The 16,129-nt window shown below is 72.1% G+C and carries 17 protein-coding genes; 7 read left to right on the top strand and 10 right to left on the bottom strand.

Annotated elements, in window-relative coordinates; translation table 11 throughout:
* Positions 1-5: 5 nt before the first annotated feature.
* From ACWENQ_RS01280 to ACWENQ_RS01270, 3 genes are read right to left on the bottom strand one after another with little or no spacing between them, the layout of a single operon-like run.
* The gene (locus ACWENQ_RS01280) at positions 6-746 is read right to left on the bottom strand and encodes a metallophosphoesterase family protein (protein ID WP_452412549.1); all 741 of its coding nucleotides are present in this window, start codon (positions 744-746) and stop codon (positions 6-8) included.
* Positions 730-978, bottom strand: a complete 249-nt coding sequence (locus tag ACWENQ_RS01275) for a BON domain-containing protein (RefSeq protein WP_354913760.1) — start codon at positions 976-978, stop codon at positions 730-732. Before ACWENQ_RS01275 ends, ACWENQ_RS01280 begins: the two co-directional genes overlap by 17 nt.
* 46 nt (positions 979-1,024) lie before the next feature.
* Entirely contained in the window at positions 1,025-1,939 is a 915-nt protein-coding gene (locus ACWENQ_RS01270) for a DNA topoisomerase IB (RefSeq protein ID WP_452412548.1), read from the bottom strand.
* A 55-nt stretch (positions 1,940-1,994) separates the two neighbouring features.
* Here ACWENQ_RS01270 and ACWENQ_RS01265 point away from each other — a divergent pair, with 55 nt between their 5' ends.
* From ACWENQ_RS01265 to ACWENQ_RS01255, 3 genes are read left to right on the top strand one after another with little or no spacing between them, the layout of a single operon-like run.
* Complete coding sequence (locus ACWENQ_RS01265) at positions 1,995-2,252, top strand: hypothetical protein (protein ID WP_449917514.1); 258 nt, start codon at positions 1,995-1,997, stop codon at positions 2,250-2,252.
* Positions 2,252-3,256, top strand: coding sequence for an SDR family oxidoreductase (locus ACWENQ_RS01260; RefSeq protein ID WP_449917517.1), 1,005 nt, complete (start codon positions 2,252-2,254; stop codon positions 3,254-3,256). The genes ACWENQ_RS01265 and ACWENQ_RS01260 overlap by 1 nt, the downstream gene beginning before the upstream one ends.
* Before the next feature lie 44 nt (positions 3,257-3,300).
* On the top strand, positions 3,301-5,130 hold the full coding sequence (locus ACWENQ_RS01255) for a transketolase (protein ID WP_449917519.1): 1,830 nt from the start codon (positions 3,301-3,303) through the stop codon (positions 5,128-5,130).
* A gap of 56 nt (positions 5,131-5,186) precedes the next feature.
* On the opposite strand, the gene ACWENQ_RS01250 is transcribed toward ACWENQ_RS01255, so the two are convergent.
* Positions 5,187-5,570, bottom strand: coding sequence for a ChaB family protein (locus tag ACWENQ_RS01250; RefSeq protein WP_449917521.1), 384 nt, complete (start codon positions 5,568-5,570; stop codon positions 5,187-5,189).
* Between the two features lie 15 nt (positions 5,571-5,585).
* Complete coding sequence (locus tag ACWENQ_RS01245) at positions 5,586-5,834, bottom strand: DUF6458 family protein (RefSeq protein WP_354913772.1); 249 nt, start codon at positions 5,832-5,834, stop codon at positions 5,586-5,588.
* A 37-nt stretch (positions 5,835-5,871) separates the two neighbouring features.
* Between ACWENQ_RS01245 and ACWENQ_RS01240 the strand changes: the two genes are divergently transcribed.
* The 4 genes from ACWENQ_RS01240 (at position 5,872) to ACWENQ_RS01225 (ending at position 11,295) form a co-directional block, all read left to right on the top strand.
* The gene (locus tag ACWENQ_RS01240; protein WP_452412547.1) at positions 5,872-6,357 is read left to right on the top strand and encodes a shikimate kinase; all 486 of its coding nucleotides are present in this window, start codon (positions 5,872-5,874) and stop codon (positions 6,355-6,357) included.
* A 9-nt stretch (positions 6,358-6,366) separates the two neighbouring features.
* Complete coding sequence (locus tag ACWENQ_RS01235; RefSeq protein ID WP_354913775.1) at positions 6,367-6,936, top strand: GNAT family N-acetyltransferase; 570 nt, start codon at positions 6,367-6,369, stop codon at positions 6,934-6,936.
* A complete protein-coding gene (locus ACWENQ_RS01230) occupies positions 6,933-10,256 on the top strand; it encodes an nSTAND1 domain-containing NTPase (RefSeq protein WP_452412546.1) in 3,324 nt (1,107 codons plus the stop codon). The genes ACWENQ_RS01235 and ACWENQ_RS01230 overlap by 4 nt, the downstream gene beginning before the upstream one ends.
* Before the next feature lie 115 nt (positions 10,257-10,371).
* On the top strand, positions 10,372-11,295 hold the full coding sequence (locus tag ACWENQ_RS01225; protein ID WP_354913779.1) for a LysR family transcriptional regulator: 924 nt from the start codon (positions 10,372-10,374) through the stop codon (positions 11,293-11,295).
* Here the strand turns inward: ACWENQ_RS01225 and ACWENQ_RS01220 are convergent.
* The 5 genes from ACWENQ_RS01220 to ACWENQ_RS01200 are packed head-to-tail and all read right to left on the bottom strand — an operon-like array spanning position 11,264 to position 16,075.
* Positions 11,264-12,016, bottom strand: coding sequence for a serine hydrolase (locus ACWENQ_RS01220; RefSeq protein WP_452412545.1), 753 nt, complete (start codon positions 12,014-12,016; stop codon positions 11,264-11,266). The genes ACWENQ_RS01225 and ACWENQ_RS01220 overlap by 32 nt on opposite strands.
* Positions 12,013-13,596: an N-acyl-D-amino-acid deacylase family protein gene (locus ACWENQ_RS01215; protein ID WP_452412544.1), complete on the bottom strand. Its 1,584-nt coding sequence runs from the start codon at positions 13,594-13,596 to the stop codon at positions 12,013-12,015. The genes ACWENQ_RS01220 and ACWENQ_RS01215 overlap by 4 nt, the downstream gene beginning before the upstream one ends.
* Before the next feature lie 31 nt (positions 13,597-13,627).
* A complete protein-coding gene (locus tag ACWENQ_RS01210) occupies positions 13,628-14,380 on the bottom strand; it encodes an amino acid ABC transporter ATP-binding protein (protein ID WP_449917586.1) in 753 nt (250 codons plus the stop codon).
* 1 nt (position 14,381) lies between these two features.
* Positions 14,382-15,212: an amino acid ABC transporter permease gene (locus tag ACWENQ_RS01205; RefSeq protein WP_452412543.1), complete on the bottom strand. Its 831-nt coding sequence runs from the start codon at positions 15,210-15,212 to the stop codon at positions 14,382-14,384.
* Entirely contained in the window at positions 15,209-16,075 is an 867-nt protein-coding gene (locus tag ACWENQ_RS01200; RefSeq protein ID WP_449917539.1) for an ABC transporter substrate-binding protein, read from the bottom strand. Before ACWENQ_RS01200 ends, ACWENQ_RS01205 begins: the two co-directional genes overlap by 4 nt.
* Positions 16,076-16,129: the final 54 nt, after the last annotated feature.

Here is a 16,129-nt window from a genome sequence, read left to right as displayed (position 1 = left end):
AAGACCTAACATGAGTCGGACTCACTAAGACAGTAAACCCCGTAGGCCCTGCCCAGCACGGGCAGCGCGACGTTGCGGACCCTGATGCCGCCCGGCGTCATGCCCTTCTCCGCCCCCTTGTGCGCGTGACCATGGAGGATGAGGTCGGCGCCCGCGATGTCGACCGCCTCGGCCAGCAGGTAGCTGCCGAGGAAGGGGTAGATCTCCAGCGGCTCCCCCTCCAGCGTCTCCTTGACCGGGGAGTAGTGCGACAGCACGACCTTGAGATCGGTGTCGAGCCCCTTCAGCTCGGACTGCCAGCTGTCGGCGATGCCGCGGGTGTGCCGGACGAAGTCCTTGATCTCCCGCTCGCCGAAGTCGCTCGCGCACTTGCCGGCGAACCCGCCGCCGAAGCCCTTGCCGCCGACGACGCCGAGCCGCCTGCCGTGCAGGGTGAGGACGGCCGAGTCGTCGTCGAGCACGACGATGCCGTGGTCGCGCAGCTCGCCGGCGATCTCGTACTGCAGGTCGGAGTGGTAGTCGTGGTTGCCCAGGACGGCGACGACCGGAACCGGCAGGTCGCGGAACTCCTGGGCGACCAGCCTGCCCTCGTCCAGGGTCCCGTGCCTGGTGAGGTCACCGGCGAGCATCAGCACGTCGGCCCGCTGCTCGATGCCCTCCAGCCGCTCGCGGTACCTGCCGCGGACGTCCTCGCCCAGATGCACGTCGCCGACGGCGGCGATACGCAGCTCAGTCAAGATGCTCATCCTCCCCCGGCTCACGGACCTGCACGACCTGCAGCTCGTTGTGCACGTGCAGCCCCGGGGCGGCCTCCTTCGCCACCTGCTCCATCTGGCGCCTGTGCTCCTCGCCGGTGACCCGGCCGCGCAGGAACAACTGGTCACCGCGCACGTCGACGCGGATGCCGAGCTCGTGGGACCTGTCGTCCTCGGCCAGCGCCCGCTGGACGCGCGCCGCGACGTACTGCGGAGCCTCCATCGCTTCCTCCTTCGTCAGATCACCCCGATGCCCGTGCGGTTACCGGTCAAACAGCTCTGATCAGGTCGATGACCGCGCGTTCCACGTCGCCGCCGGTGCCGACGGTCCTGCCCCGCTCGAACGCCTCGATCACGCGGGGGTCGACGTAGGAGGCCCGCGCCACCGCGGGGGTGTTGCCGAGGTAGTCGGCCACCCGGCGCATGACCTCCGGGACGTCCGGCGTCGTCGCCAGGCCCACGGCCGCCAGGACGGTGCCGTGCCAGGTGCGGAAGTCCTTCGCGGTGGCCTCGCAGCCGAGCGTCTCCCGCACGTAGGTGTTGATCTCGTCGCTGCGCACGTCCGTCCAGCCGTCGGCGCCCTTGTAACGCAGCAACTCGCCCTCGTGACCGAGCGCCTTCAGCGCCCTGACGACCCTGCACGCGGAACGGTCGGTGACCTCCACCTCGCGCGGGACGTCGCCCTTGGCGGGATAGCAGAACAGGACCGAGCCGTTCGCGCAGGTCACGTGTTCCATCCTGAGCGTCGCCAGGCCGTACGACTCGTACTCCTCGCCGCCCACCCTGAAGTATCCGACGTCGAGCAGGCGCGCCGCGGTGGCCAGCACCCGCTCCCTGGTCAGCCCCCTGGTCTCCAGCTGCTCCTGGACCTTCTTCCGGAAGGCGGGCAGCCGCTCGGCCATCTCGAGCACCCGGTCGAACTTGAGCCTGTCCTGCTGGGCCCGCCACTCCTCGTGGTAGCGGTACTGCCGCCGCCCCGCCGCGTCGGTGCCCGCGGCCTGCAGGTGCCCGTCGGGCGAGCAGCAGATCCACACGTCCTTCCAGGCGGGCGGTACGGCCAGCGCCCTGATCCGGTCGAGCGTGGCGGCGTCGCGCACGGGACGGCCGTCGGGGTAGGTGTAGCTGAATCCCCGCCCCCTGCGCCTGCGCCTGATGCCCGGTTCGTTCTGGTCACTGGGGTGCACGTGACCTGGCTACCCTGCGCGTTATGCGGCAAACGGCCCGGGCAGGGGGGTGGGTATGCGTGAAGATGACTACCGTCCGGAGCAGCGGTCCGCGTCCGGCAAGCCCATGGTTCCTTCGACGCCGCGTGATGTCGTCCACATCAGGGTGGGGTCGTTCATTCTGATCTTCCTCCTGGCGATCGGCGCGATCAGCGTCATCGCGGGGATCGGCTGGCTCGCCGTCGTGGCAGGCGTGCTGGCCCTGGCCACGATCGCCGACATCGTGCTCGCCGTACGCCGGCAGAGAGAGCGAGGAGCGGGAGAGGCGGGCTGATGCGCCCTTCCCGTGTGGTGGTGGTGACGGGTGCCAGTGGGGGTGTCGGCAGAGCGGTGGTGCGCGAGCTCGGCGCGCGCGGCGACACGGTGGCGCTGATCGCGCGCGGGACGGCGGGCCTGGGGGCCGCGGCCGTCGACGTCGGCTCCGCGGGCGGCTCCGGCGTCGTCTACCCGGCCGACGTCTCCTCCTACGAGGAGGTACGGCAGGCCGCGCGACGCGCCGAGGAGGATCTCGGCCCCATCGACGTGTGGATGAACGTGGCCTTCTCGGCGGTGTTCGCCCCCTTCACCGAGGTGAGTCCCGAGGAGTTCGAGCGGGCCACCGCGGTGACCTACCTCGGTTACGTGTGGGGCACCAAGGTGGCGCTGGAGCTGATGCGGCCCCGCGACAGCGGGGTGATCGTGCAGGCCGGCTCGGCATTGTCCTACCGGGGGATCCCGCTGCAGTCGGCCTACTGCGGCGCCAAGCACGCGATCAAGGGCTTCACCGAGTCGGTGCGGACGGAGCTGATGGCCGAGGGCAGCGGGGTGCGGGTCACCATGGTCCAGCTGCCCGCCGTGAACACCCCGCAGTTCGACTGGGTGCTGTCGCGCCTGCGCCGGCATCCGCAGCCGGTGCCGCCGATCTTCCAGCCCGAGGTGGCGGCGCGGGCGCTGGTCCACGCCGCCGACCATCCCGAGCGCAGGGAGTACTGGGTGGGCGCGTCGACCGCTCTCACGCTGGTCGGCGAGCGCGTCGCACCCGGGCTGCTCGACCGCTACCTGGCCAGAACCGGTCAGCAGTCGCAGCTCACCGCCGACAGACCGCCGACGGGCGTGGCGAACCTGTGGGCGCCCGCCGACGAGTACCGCGACCACGGGGCGCACGGGACCTTCGACTCCCGCGCCCACGGCAGGAGCCCGCAGGCCTGGCTGTCCCGGCACCGCCGGTCCGTGCTGGTCGCGCTCGGCGCCGTGGCCGCGGGCGCGACGGTGGCCACCCGCGCCCTGCGCCGCACATAGCGACCGCGGGGCTGGGTAGGCGGCGGGAGACCCTAGGAGGACCGATGCCCGAGCGCGATGTTCATTACCTGTGCGAGCTGGCGGCGCAGCTGCGGGTGGACTCGGTGCGAAGCTCCGCGGCGGCGGGTTCAGGCCACCCGACCTCGTCCATGTCCGCGGCGGACCTGATGGCCGTGCTGTTCGCCCACCATCTGAGATACGACTTCGACGACCCCGGCAATCCCGCCAACGACCACCTCATCTTCTCCAAGGGGCACGCCTCTCCCTTGCTGTACGCGCTGTTCAAGGCGGCGGGGGCCATCACGGACGAGGAGATGCTGAGCTTCAGGAAGCGCGGCAGCCGCCTGGAGGGCCATCCGACGCCGCGGCTGCCGTGGGTCGACGTGGCGACGGGCTCGCTCGGTCAGGGACTGCCGGTCGGCGTGGGAGTGGCGCTGGCGGGGCGGCGCCTCGACCGGCTGCCGTACCACGTGTGGGTGCTGTGCGGGGACAGCGAGCTGGCCGAGGGCTCGATATGGGAGGCCGCCGAGCACGCCGCCGACGAGGGCCTGGCCAACATCACCGCGATCGTCGACGTGAACAGGCTCGGCCAGCGCGGCCCGACCCGGCACGGCTGGGACACCGGCGCCTACGCGCGCAGGTTCGGCGCCTTCGGCTGGCACACGATCGAGGTGGACGGCCACGACCCCGGCGAGATCGACTACGCGCTCGGCGACGCGCGCAACACGCGCAGGCGCCCGACCGTGATCCTGGCCCGCACCCGCAAGGGTGAAGGCGTCAGCGCGGTGGACAACCGCGAGGGCGCCCACGGCAAGCCGCTGAAGGACCCCGAGCAGGCCATCCGCGAGCTGGGCGGCGACCGGGGCGTGACCGTCAAGGTCAGCCCGCCGGACAACGATCGCCCGCCGCACGTCTTCGACAGCGGCCCCACCGAATGGCCGGTCTTCGAGGTCGGCACGAAGGCCGCCACCAGGACCGCGTTCGGCGAGGCGCTGAGAACCCTGGGCGAGGCCCGCGGCGACGTGGTGGTGGTGGACGGCGAGGTGGCCGACTCCACCAGGACCGAGGCCTTCGCGCACGCCTTCCCCGAGCGGTTCTTCGAGTGCTACATCGCCGAGCAGGAGATGGTCGCCACCGGCGTCGGCCTGCAGATCCGGGGCTGGGTGCCGTACGTGTCGACCTTCGCCGCCTTCCTCACCAGGGCGCACGACTTCCTCAGGATGGCCGGGGTCAGCGGCGCGAACCTGCGCGTCGTGGGCTCGCACGCGGGCGTGTCGATCGGCGAGGACGGCCCCTCGCAGATGGGGCTGGAGGACCTGGCCATGCTGCGCGCCGTCCACGGCAGCACGGTGCTCTACCCCTGTGACGCCAACCAGACCGCGGCGCTGGTCAACGAGATGGCCGACATCCGGGGTGTCTCCTACCTGCGCACCACGCGCGGGGACACGCCCGTCATCTACGATCCCGGCGAGCCGTTCACCGTCGGCGGTTCACGGGTGCTGCGGCACTCGCCCGACGACCGGGCGACCATCATCGCGGCGGGGATCACCGTCCACGAGGCGCTGGCCGCGGCCGACACGCTCAAGGGTGAGGGCGTTCCCGTCGGCGTCGTCGACATGTACTCGATCAAGCCCGTCGACCAGGCCGTGCTGAACGAGGCCGCCACCACGACGGGGAACCTCATCACCGTCGAGGACCACCGGCCGGAGGGCGGCCTCGGCGACGCGGTGCTCGACGCCGTCTCCGAGCTGGGGCCGCGGGTGATCAAGCTGGCGGTGCGGGGGATGCCGGGCTCGGCCACTCCCGCCGAGCAGCTGGCCGACGCGGGCATCGACCGGCGCGCCATCGTGGCGGCGGTCAGGCGCCTGCTGTGAGAGCCCGGGTACGCGAAAGGGGATCCCCGCGCCTGGGGATCCCCTTTCGCACTCGGTCAGCGTGATCTGGCCGTCTCCCGCCGGTTGGCCTTCTTGATCGCGTCGACGAGCTCGGACTTGGTCATCTTGGAGCGTCCCGTGACGCCGAGCCTGGCGGCCACGTCGTACAGGTGCTGCTTGCTGGCGTTGGCGTCGACGCCCTCGGCGGTCCGCCCGGAACGGTCGGTGGCGCCCTTGTCGGAGGGGCCCTTGCCGGACTTCGGCTCCCAGTGGTCGCCGACCTTCTCGAAGGAGTGCTTGAGCGCCGAGAAGGCGGTGCGGTGGGCGCGCTCGCCCTCGCCGTAGGTCTTCACCGCCGAGTCGTGCGCCTTGATCCAGGTCTCCTGCGCCTTCTTCGGCGAGCGCGCGATGGTCGAAGGCAGTTCCTCGCGTCCGGGCATGGCGAACCCCCTCTGTCAGATCTGCGGCGGGTCGGTGTAGCGCCGCTCCTCGTACACGGTCGTGCGCTCCCTGTCGGGCTCGACCGGCGACACGATCTCGCGCGTCACGCGGACCCGGTAGAGCCCGAACAGCAGTAAGGCGACTCCACCCAGCATGAGGATGACGCCCACGATGTTGATGTCCAGGCCGGCGATGTCCCATTCGACGGCCCATGTGAGCACGGCGCCGAGCATGATGAGGAAAATGCTTCCGGCGATGGTCATGGAATACCTCCCTAGAGCCAAGGAAACCTCTATCCCCATGTCGAGAAACAAACCCGTCGTCGTCATCGGGCTGATGGGGTCGGGCAAGAGCACCGTGGCCCTGCTGCTGGCGCAGGCGCTCGGCCTGCCGATGAGCGACAGCGACTCCTATCTCAGGCGCCGGTACGGCAGCAGCGCGGCCGAGATCGCCAGGACGGAGGGCGCCGACGTCCTGCACGAGCGGGAGGCCGAGCACGTGCTCGACGCGCTCGGCGAGGACCAGGTCGTGGCCGCGGCGGCGAGCACCGTGGAGCGCCCCGAGGTGCGCGCGGCGCTGCGGCAGGCGTTCGTGATCTGGCTGGACGCGACCCCCGAGGTGCTGGCGGAGCGGATGCGGTCGAGCGACCACCGCCCCGACTTCGACCCCGCCGTCATGAAGGCCAGGCGGGACCCGTACTTCAGGCAGGTCGCCGACCTGCGGGTCGACACGACGTCGACGCCGCCGCAGGAGGCGGCGGGACAGGCCCTGGACGCCATCCGATAGGAAGAGCGCATGTTCGTCACCAAACCCACCCTGACCGGGGAGCGGATCACGCTGCGCCCCGTCGGCGCCGAGCACGTCGACGGCCTGCTCGAACTGGCCTCCGACGAGGAGGTCAGACGGCTGACCGGATCGCGCGCGGGAGTGGACCGCGAGCGCGCCACGATGTGGTACGCCACCCGCAAGGACCACGACGACCGGCTCGACCTGGCGATCTGCCACGGCGACGAGTACGTCGGCGAGATCGTGCTCAACGAGCTCGACGCCGACAACCTCTCGTGCAACCTGCGGATCGCGCTGATCGGGTCGCGGGTGTTCGGCAAGGGCTTCGGCACCGAGGCGATCAGGCTGGTGCTCGGCCACGTCTTCGCCACGACCCCGATCAACCGGGTCAGCCTGGGCGTCTACGCCTTCAACGAGCGCGCCAGGCACGTCTACGAGAAGGCCGGCTTCGTCGTGGAGGGTGTGCTGCGCGACGCCCTGCTGTGGGAGGGCGTGTGGCACGACGAGATCGTCATGTCGGTGCTGCGCCGCGAATGGGTCACAACCAAATCCGGGATCGGCGCATCTAAGCTGCAGTGACGACGCGTTTGCTTCCCGACGATCCCGACCGGCTGGGCGGCTACTGGCTGGCGGGACGGCTCGGCTCCTGCTTCGACGCCTATGACCGCGGGGGCAGACGCTATGTGATCAAGATGGCGCGCGGCAGGGCGCCCGTGGTGGCGCCGCACTGCGTGGCCAGGGTGGTCGAGTCGGGGCCCGGCTACGTGGTCAGCGAGTTCGTCGAGGGGCCCAGCCTGCGGGAGGCGGTCGCGCATGCCGGCCCCTACGCGGGCGAGGCGCTGCACAGGATCGCGGTCGCGCTGGCCACCGCGCTGGTCGCGATCCACGACGCGGGCGCCGTCCACCTCCATCTGGGGCCCGGCTGCCTGCGGCTGGGCTCCGAGGGTCCCAGGGTCACCGGTGTCGGCACCGCCGACGCGCAGCGTCCCACCCCCGAGGTGTTCACCGGGGGCGCCGCGGGGCCGCCCGCGGACGTGTTCTCGTGGGGGGCGGCCGTCCTGTTCGCCGCGACGGGCCGCGACCCCTTCGCGGCCGAGAGCCTGGGCGAGCTGATGCACGCGGTGCTGACCGTCGATCCCGACGTGAGCGACCTGCCCGAACCGCTCAGGTCCCTGGCCGCCAGGGCGCTGTCCAAGGAGCCCGGCGACCGGCCCACGGCGCGCGAGCTGCTGATCGGCCTGACGGGCAGCGCCGAGCCGGCCGTCGGCGCCCACCTGGCCGCCGAGATCAGGCCGCCGGAGGGGCTGACGGGCCCGCCCGCGCTCGGCGACGTGGCCGAGCGCGTCTACCAGAGCCTGCCGCCCGAGCAGCAGTCGACGCTCCCGGAGATCCTGCTGCGGATGCGCGAGCCGGGCAGGCTCCCGCTGGCCGAGGTCGGCGACGACCCGGCGGTCGCCGCGCTGACCGAGGCGGGCCTCCTGGTACGGCGCAGCATCGCGGTGCCGCCCGCCGACCGGCCGGAGGGCAGGCTGGTCGCCGTCGCCGACGACTCGGTGGGCCCGGCCAGCCAAGCTCTGTTCCACGCGTGGCCGAGGCTGCGCACGTGGGCCGAGGACGTCACGCCCTTCCGGCGGCGCAGGCACAGACGCAGGATGCTGGTGGCGGGGCTGGCCGCGGCCGTGGCGGTGGCGCTGGCGGCGACGGTGGTGACCGTGACGGACGGGCTGTCCCGCCACCGGCAGGCGGGCACGAGCGACCTGGCCGGCGCGGCCCACGACCCCTCCCGCGACGCGGCGCGCGAACCGTCCCGCGGCACGTCCGGCGACGGCTCCAGCGACGCGGCCCACGAGAGCGCCAGGGAGGTGGCGGCGCGCGCCGAGAGCCTGCGCAGCGCGGACCCCATGACCGCGATGAAGCTGAGCGTGGCCGCGTGGACCCTGGCGCCGGTGCCGGAGGCCCGCAACGCCCTGCAGCGCTCGCTCGGCCAGAGCGACCTCGACACCTTCAGCGACCCCGAGCCGGTGGCCGGCACGGCCTACCGCCTCGCCGACGACGGCACCAGCCTGCTCGGCCGGCGGAACGACCGGCTGCGGCGCTGGGATCTGGCCACGAGGAAGCTGGCCGGCGAGTACCGACTGCCCGTGCCCGCCGACGGGTGGACCGCGCTGTCCGGTGACGGCAGGTTCTACGCCGCGGGCGACGCCGAGGCGGTCCGCGTGTGGGACCTGACCACCGGGGCACCCGTCCGGGGCACCTGGCCAGGCGGCAGGCCCGCGCTGTACGCGCGGGGCGGGCTCCTCGGCGTCACCACCGGCCACCGCACCCGGCTCTACTCGACCGAGGGCGGCCCCCCGCTCCTCGACGTCACCCAGGCGACCGTCGCCACCTCCCCCGACGGCAGGTGGGCCGCGGTCTCCGCCGCCTCGGGCCGGGTCCAGGTGTGGGACCTCACCCGGCGCGTGCGCCTCTACACCCACGCGGGCGAGCCGCTCGTCGGCGCGGCCGACGTCGAGCTGCCGCCGGTCACGGCCTTCAGCCCCGACGGGCGCCGCCTGATGATCGGCGGCACCCTGCTCGACACGGCCACCGGCACCGTCAAGGCGCGCCTGGCCGACCACGAGCGGGACGCCGGGGGGTGGTGGGGACCGCAGTCGTTCTCGCCCGACGGCCGCTTCCTGCTCGAACCGCTCGAACCCGGCGAGCTGGAACCGGGGCCCGCCGCCTGGACCGGGCCGGTGTCGGACCAGCCCTCCCAGCCGCCCCCCGAGACGAGCCGGACGTGGCCCGAGCCGGAGTTCGGGCAGACGGTCCGGTTGTGGCGGCTGTCCGACGGCCAGCTGCTCGGCACCTATCCGGCCGAGAAGGCGGCAGGAGAGTTCGCCTTCTCGGCCGACGGCAGGGCGATCCGCTACACGGTGGAGGGCGGCACCGTGCACTCCATCGACGTCTCCGACGTCCTGGCCGACGCGCCCCGCCGGCAGGAGACGATCGCGCTCAGCGCCGGCCGCCGGTTCTTCGCCGGCGCACCGCCGCAGCGGCTGCTCTCCCCCGACGGCAGCGTCGCCGCCGTCCAGCGGGGACAGCGGACCGACCTGCACGACACGGCGACGGGCGAGCTCATGGGCGGCCTCCCCGTGGCGGGCGAGCTCTCCTTCGACGGCGCGGCCAGGTTAGTGGCGGTGGGCGGGCAGGACACCACGGTCTGGGACGTGGCGAGCCGCGCCCAGGTCCTCGCGATCCCCACCGGCCCGGTCGACGACGTGGCGCTGTCGGCCGACGGCCGGCGGCTGGCCATCTCGGCCGCGGGCGAGCTGAGAATCTGGAGCGTGCCGGAGGGCGAGCCGATCATGGGCCCGCTCGCCACGATCGCCCGGCCGCTGGTCTTCTCCCCCGACGGCAGGCGGCTGTTCGCGGGACGCGACCTGGTGGACCTGTCGTCGGGCAAGGTCACCGAACTGGGCGGCAGCACTTTCGCCGGCGCTTTCGCTCCCGACGGCCGCACGGCCGCCTTCGTGATCGACGCCGACTTCTTCGCGGTGTGGAGGCTGAGCACCTGGCCCCCGCAGACGGTCAGGCGTGCGGTGCCGGGCGCCAGCATCAGGTTCTCGCCGGACGGCACGCTGCTGGCGCTGGGCGGCGACCACACCACGTTGTGGGACGCCACGACGCTGCGCGAGATCAGCAGGGTGCCGCTGGGCCAGGACATCGCCGACGTGGCCTTCAGCGCCGACGGCGCGAGGCTGATCGGCCTGCGGGAGGACGGCACCGTGCGGGAGAGCCCCGTCGACCCGGCGCTGGCCGCCAAGGCCGTCTGCGCGAAGGCGGGCGGCGCGCTGGACGAGGCGGGCTGGCGGCGGCTGTTCCCCGGCCGGCCGTACCCGGCCGGCATGTGCTCCTGACCGTCGCCCGCCCCGCTCTGGGATGTCGCGCGTGGATCCCGATGACGCCCGTCGCGGCGGGAGCGTGCCGACACCGCTGGTGCGGTTCGGTGATCAGGCTCATACTCTTGGTCACGTGTTGAGTAGTAACCGGCTGCGTGTCCTGCTTGAGGTGTTCAGGACGGGCAGCATCGCCGGTGCCGCGAGAGTGTTGAAGCTGTCGCCGTCCGCGGTGTCCCACCAGCTGTCCCGCCTGGAGCAGGAGGCGGGTGTCGGCCTGGTCGAGCGCAACGCGCAGAGCCTGCGGCTGACCGAGGCCGGACGCCGCCTCGCCATCCGCGCGCAGGAGGTGGTGGACATCATCGAGGCGGCGGAGAAGGACCTGCTCGCCCAGGCCAGGGTGGACGCCGGTGAGCTGCGCATCGGCTTCTTCGCCTCCGCGGGCTACCGGCTGCTGCCGCTGGCGCTGTCGCGGTTCGCCTCCCGGTATCCCAAGGTGGCGCTCGACCTGGTGGAGGGCCAGCCGTACGAGCTGCTGCCCGATCTGGAGCGCGGCGCGCTCGACGTGCTGGTGGTCTTCGAGCACGCCCTCGACCCGTGGCAGTGCCCCGAAGGGGTGGAGGTGGTGCACCTGTTCGACGAGCCGCAGCTCCTGGTCGTGCCGGCCGGCCACCCCGCCGCCCAGCGGCCCAGGGTACGGCTGGCCGACCTGGCCGACGAGCCGTGGATCACCACGTTCGGCGCCGAGCACCCGGTGTCGATCCTCGAGCGGGCCAGCACGCTGGAGGGCTTCTCGCCGCAGATCCGCTGCCGCAGCGACCACTACGAGGTGACGATCGGCCTGGTGCGGGCCGGGCTCGGCGTCGCGCTGGTGCCGAGCCTCGGCCTGCAGGGCGCGACGGGGCTGACCACCTGCCGCCTGGCCACGCCGAACCTGTTCCGCAGGATCGGCGTGGCCAGGCGGCCGACCAACCCGAACCCGGCCGCCCGGTCCTTCCTCGCCTACCTGCGCACGGCCTCGGCGCAGCTCAGGAACTCGCTGGAGCCCTCGTTGCGCTGAGGCGGGCCGCGATGTCCAGCCCCGCCTGCCGTACGGCGGACGCCAGCTCGTGCTCGCTGCCCGAGGGACCGTGGGCGAGCACGGCGTAGGCGATCCGCCCGTCCATGATCCCGACGTCGGACCTGACGCCGTCGTCGGTGCCGGTCTTGTTGGCCAGCCAGCCGCCTTCGGGATCGTGCCTGACCAGGGCGGGGACGAGGCTGTGGTCGGTGTTCTGCTGCATCCAGCCGCGCATGAGCACCTGCCAGCCGCCCGCACCCGCGACGAGCGCGGCCAGGCCGGAGAGCTCGGCGGCGGTGCCGATCGCGAACGTCGGCGGATCCTCGGGGCCGCGCGGCTCCCTGATGCGGTCGAGCAGCCGGGTTCTCGACAGGCCGAGGGCGGCGGCCGCCGCGTTGACCCGGTCCACGCCGACCCTGCGCAGCAGGGCGTTGGTGGCGGTGTTGTCGCTGATCGCGGCGGTCAGCAGGGCCAGGTCGCCGATCGTCCAGCTGCGCCCGGACAGCGACAGCAGCAGCCCCGAGCCGCCGCAGTAGTCGTCCTCGTGCAGCGTCACGGGCGTGTCGGGGTGGAGGATGCCGCCTTCGATGCTCATCGCCACCTCGGCCAGCAGGAGCAGCTTGCCGACGCTGGCCAGCGGCAGCTCGGCGTCCTCGTTGACGCCGTGGAACTCTCCCGTCACCAGATCGCGCGTCGCCACGGCGAGCGTGATGTCGTTCACCGCCCGATGATCCTTCCTGGTCTGTCTTCGGTGAGCGTGCCGTCTTCCACGGCGACCCGGCCCGCCACGACGACGGCCCGGATGCCGGTGGGCGGCAGCAGCGGATCGGCGTAGGTGGCGCCGTCGGCCACCGTCTCGGGGTCGAGCAGCACCAGGTCGGCGTGCGCGCCGTCGCGCACGACTCCCCTGCCGGTGAGCCCGAACCTGTCGGCCGCCATGCCGGTCATCTTGTGGACGGCGACCTCCAGCGGGAACAGGCCCTGGTCGCGGGAGTAGCGGCCGAGCACCCTGGGGAAGGTGCCGGCCAGGCGCGGGTGCGGATGACCTGGCTTGGGCACGCCGTCCGAGCCGATCATGGCGAACTCGCTGGCCAGAACCCGCTGGACGTCGTCCTCGCGCATCGAGTGGCTGATGATCGTCACCTCGCCCTCCTCGGCGAGGAGCAGCTCGGCGGCGGTGTCCACGGGGTCGCCGCCCAGCTCGGCGATGGTGCGGCCCTCGACCTCGGGATGGTTGACGGCGCAGGCGACGGAGATGCGATCCCATCCGCCGTTGCCGACCGTGTTCTCCCAGCCGGGCACGCCCTCCTCGATCGCCCGGCGCATCCGGTCGCGCTGGAGGGGGTCGCGCAGCCGTTCGAGCAACGCCTCGGTGCCGCCGTCGTTGGCCCACGGGGGGAACATCGCCGACAGCGACGTGCTGCCCTCGGTGTAGGGGTAGACGTCGCAGGTGACGTCCATGCCCTGGGCCCGCAGCTCGGCGATGCGCGGGAGCGTCCGCCGGGTTCTGCCCCAGGCGTGCCTGCCTGCGGTCTTGTGGTGGCTGACGTGCAGCGCGGCCCCGCTCCTGCGGGCGATCTCGACGGCCTCCTCCAGCGCCTGCTCGACGCGGGACATCTCGTCTCTCAGGTGGGTGACGTACGGCTTGCCGTACCTGGCCGCGACCCTGGCCAGCGCGACCACCTCGGCCGTGTCGCCGTAGGTGCCGGGGGTGTAGATGAGCCCCGTGGACAGGCCCGCCGCCCCGGCGGCCAGCGCGTCGTCCAGCAACGCGCACATGGTGTCGAGTTCGGCCGGGGTGGCAGGGCGGTCCTCGTAGCCGAGCACGCCGGCGCGGAGGGTGCCGTGGCCGACGAGGGAGGTCAGATGGTTGGACCGCGGGGCCCGCTCGTGCGCCTCCACGAACGCCCCGTAGTCCTGAAATATCGGGATGTCGCCGCCGAAGCCCGCCCTGCTGGACCGGCTCAGCGCCGGCACCCGCTCGGGCAGCGCGGGAAACAGGCTCGACCCGCAGTTGCCGCAGATCTCCACGGTGACACCCATGCGCACGGGGGCGGCGGCCAGCTGCCTGCCCGCCTCGCCGAGCAGGGACACCCCGTCGGAGTGAGTGTGGACGTCGATGAAGCCGGGAGCGACCACCAGCCCGGTGGCGTCGATCACCCGCGCTCCCCCGCCGTCGGCCGGGCCGCCCTTGGGCAGCAGGACGAGGCGGTCACCGGTGACGCCGACGTCGGCCCGGCGCAACGGCGCGCCCGTCCCGTCGGCCACCAGGCCACCGCTGATCAGTACGTCGAGGCTCACGGAGCCGAACCCTTCCCGAGGAGTGCGCCGTTCACAAGACCTGCCCGAGGAAGGCGCGGGTGCGTTCGTGACGCGGCTGGGACAGCACCTCGCGGGGCGGGCCCTCCTCCACGATCACGCCGTCGTCGATGAACACCAGGTGGTCGCCCGCCTCCCTGGCGAACCCCATCTCGTGGGTGACCACGATCATCGTCATCCCGCTGGCCGCCAGGTCGCGCATGACCTGCAACACCTCCTGCACCAGTTCGGGGTCGAGCGCGCTGGTCGGCTCGTCGAACAGCATGAGCTTCGGGTTCATGGCCAGGCTGCGCGCGATCGCGACCCGCTGCTGCTGGCCGCCCGACAGCTGCCGGGGGTAGTGCCCCGCCCTGTCGGCCAGGCCCACCCGGTCGAGCAACGCGAGCGCACGGGAGGTGGCCGCGGCCTTCGAGACGCGCTTGACCGTGCACGGGCCCTCCATGACGTTCTCCAGCGCGGTCATGTGCGGGAACAGGTGGAAGCGCTGGAAGACCATGCCGATCTCCTGCCGCTGCCGGCACAGCTCGTCGGGCCGCAGCAGGTGCAGCCTGCCGCCCTTCTCGGCGAAGCCCATGAGCTCGCCGTCCACCCACACCCGGCCCGCGTCGATCGTCTCCAGCCGGTTGACGCAGCGCAGCAGCGTCGACTTGCCGGAACCGGAGGGACCCACCACGCAGACCACCGAGCCGGCCGGCACGTCGAGGCTGACGCCCTTCAGCACCTCGAGCTGCCCGAAGCGCTTCCTGACCGACTCGATCTTCACCATGCTAGTGGCCACGGCTGAACCTCCTCTCCAGGAAGCGCTGGCCGACGGTGGCCACGCTGGTGAGCAGCAGGTACCACGTCGAGGCGACCACCAGCAGCGCGATGACCTCGAAGTTGTCCAGGTAGATCCGCTGGGAGACGGTCAGCAGCTCGGCGCCGGAGATGACGGAGACCATCGAGGTGGTCTTCAGCATCGAGATGAACTGGTTGCCGGTCGGCGGGATGATCACCCGCATCGCCTGGGGCAGCACGACCCTGCGCAGGATCTGCCGGTGCGTCATGCCGAGCGACTCGGCCGCCTCCCGCTGGCCGGGATCGACCGAGCGGATGCCGGCGCGGACGATCTCGGCCATGTAGGCGCCCTCGTTGATGGTCAGCCCGAGCAGCGCCGCCGTGAACGGCGTGATCAGCTCGTTGGCCGGCCACTGGAGGAACATCGGCCCGCCGAACGGGACGCCGATCCCGATCTCGGGGAAGACCAGGCCGATGTTGAACCAGAAGATGAGCTGCACCAGCAGCGGCGTGCCGCGGAAGAACCAGGTGTACAGGCCGGCCGCGCCGCGCAGCACGGGGCTGTCCGACAGCTGCATGACGGCGGCGAGCACGCCGAGGCCGACGCCGATGACCATGGACAGCGCGGTGAGCGCGATCGTGATCCACAGGCCGCCCAGGATGCGCCCGTCCAGCAGGAACTCGGCGATCACGTCCCAGTGCAGGTTGGGGTTGACGATGACGGTGTAGATCAGCCACGCCATCACCAGCGCCGCCAGCACCGCCGCGACGAGCCGTCCCGGCCTGGGCGGTTTCACCGCCTCGATCCGAAGCTCCGTCATGCGCCGGTGTTGATCGTGACCTTGGCCACGGCGTTCGCCGTCGTGCCGTACTTCTCCAGGATCTTGCCGTACTCGCCGCTGTCGATCAGCTCCTGCAGCGCCTTGGCGACGGCGTCGCGCAGGCCGGTCTGCTTCTTGTCGATCGCGATGCCCCACGGTCCGGCGTCGTACTGCTCGGCGAGGACCTCGTACTTGCCGGTCTCCTTGGCGTACATGGCGGCCACGGGCGAGTCGACGATCGTGGCGACCGTGCGGCCGGAGTCGATGGTGAGCAGGCCGGTCGGGGCGTCCTCGCTCTGCATGATCTCCATCTTCTGCGCGCACTTGTCGTTCTGGCGCTTGCCGATCTCCAGGTTGGAGCTGCCCTTGGCCAGGACGACCTTCTTGCCGCACAGGTCGGCGAGGGTCTTGATGCCTTCGGGGTTGCCCTTCCTGACCATGATCGAGCCGCCGGCGTTGAAGTAGTCGACGAAGTCGACGGCCTTGCGGCGCTGCTCCAGATCGCTGAGCGCGGCCATGGCGATGTCCCACCTGCCGCCCTGCAGCCCCGGGATGAGGCCGTCGAAGGAGGCGTTGATGATGCGGGTCCGCAACCCGAGCCGCGCCCCGACGGCGACGGCCAGGTCGGCGTCGACGCCGGTCATCTCCTGGGTGCCCGGCTTGTACATCTCCATCGGCGGGTAGCCCTCCGAGGTCGCCATCCGCAGCTCGCCCGACTTCCGCACGGCGTCGGGGACGAGGTCCTTGGCGCTCTTGCCGGTCGAGGAGGGCGGCGTGGGCGCCGCCGTACCCGAGGTGGACCTCCCGCATCCCGCGCCCAGCGCGCAGACCGCCGCCAGGGCGATGACCAGGTGTTTTCGCATGGCTCCACATCGTGGCCAGGCGGTCATGCGCCACCAAGCCTCGTGAAGGCATGC

The sequence above is a fragment of the Nonomuraea sp. NPDC004354 genome (assembly GCF_053602555.1).
The sequence above is the reverse complement of the archived record's forward strand: the minus strand, read 5'-3'. Positions and strand labels throughout refer to the sequence as shown.

Excerpts from the sequence above, each read along its gene's own strand:
- ACWENQ_RS01240 (WP_452412547.1), top strand. The coding sequence starts at position 5,872 with ATGTCGAGAAACAAACCCGTCGTCGTCATCGGGCTGATGGGGTCGGGC.
- ACWENQ_RS01275 (WP_354913760.1), bottom strand. The coding sequence starts at position 978 with ATGGAGGCTCCGCAGTACGTCGCGGCGCGCGTCCAGCGGGCGCTGGCC.
- ACWENQ_RS01255 (WP_449917519.1), top strand. The coding sequence starts at position 3,301 with ATGCCCGAGCGCGATGTTCATTACCTGTGCGAGCTGGCGGCGCAGCTG.
- ACWENQ_RS01265 (WP_449917514.1), top strand. The coding sequence starts at position 1,995 with ATGCGTGAAGATGACTACCGTCCGGAGCAGCGGTCCGCGTCCGGCAAG.
- ACWENQ_RS01260 (WP_449917517.1), top strand. The coding sequence starts at position 2,252 with ATGCGCCCTTCCCGTGTGGTGGTGGTGACGGGTGCCAGTGGGGGTGTC.
- ACWENQ_RS01235 (WP_354913775.1), top strand. The coding sequence starts at position 6,367 with ATGTTCGTCACCAAACCCACCCTGACCGGGGAGCGGATCACGCTGCGC.
- ACWENQ_RS01205 (WP_452412543.1), bottom strand. The coding sequence starts at position 15,212 with ATGACGGAGCTTCGGATCGAGGCGGTGAAACCGCCCAGGCCGGGACGG.
- ACWENQ_RS01210 (WP_449917586.1), bottom strand. The coding sequence starts at position 14,380 with ATGGTGAAGATCGAGTCGGTCAGGAAGCGCTTCGGGCAGCTCGAGGTG.
- ACWENQ_RS01280 (WP_452412549.1), bottom strand. The coding sequence starts at position 746 with ATGAGCATCTTGACTGAGCTGCGTATCGCCGCCGTCGGCGACGTGCAT.
- ACWENQ_RS01250 (WP_449917521.1), bottom strand. The coding sequence starts at position 5,570 with ATGCCCGGACGCGAGGAACTGCCTTCGACCATCGCGCGCTCGCCGAAG.
- ACWENQ_RS01245 (WP_354913772.1), bottom strand. The coding sequence starts at position 5,834 with ATGACCATCGCCGGAAGCATTTTCCTCATCATGCTCGGCGCCGTGCTC.
- ACWENQ_RS01200 (WP_449917539.1), bottom strand. The coding sequence starts at position 16,075 with ATGCGAAAACACCTGGTCATCGCCCTGGCGGCGGTCTGCGCGCTGGGC.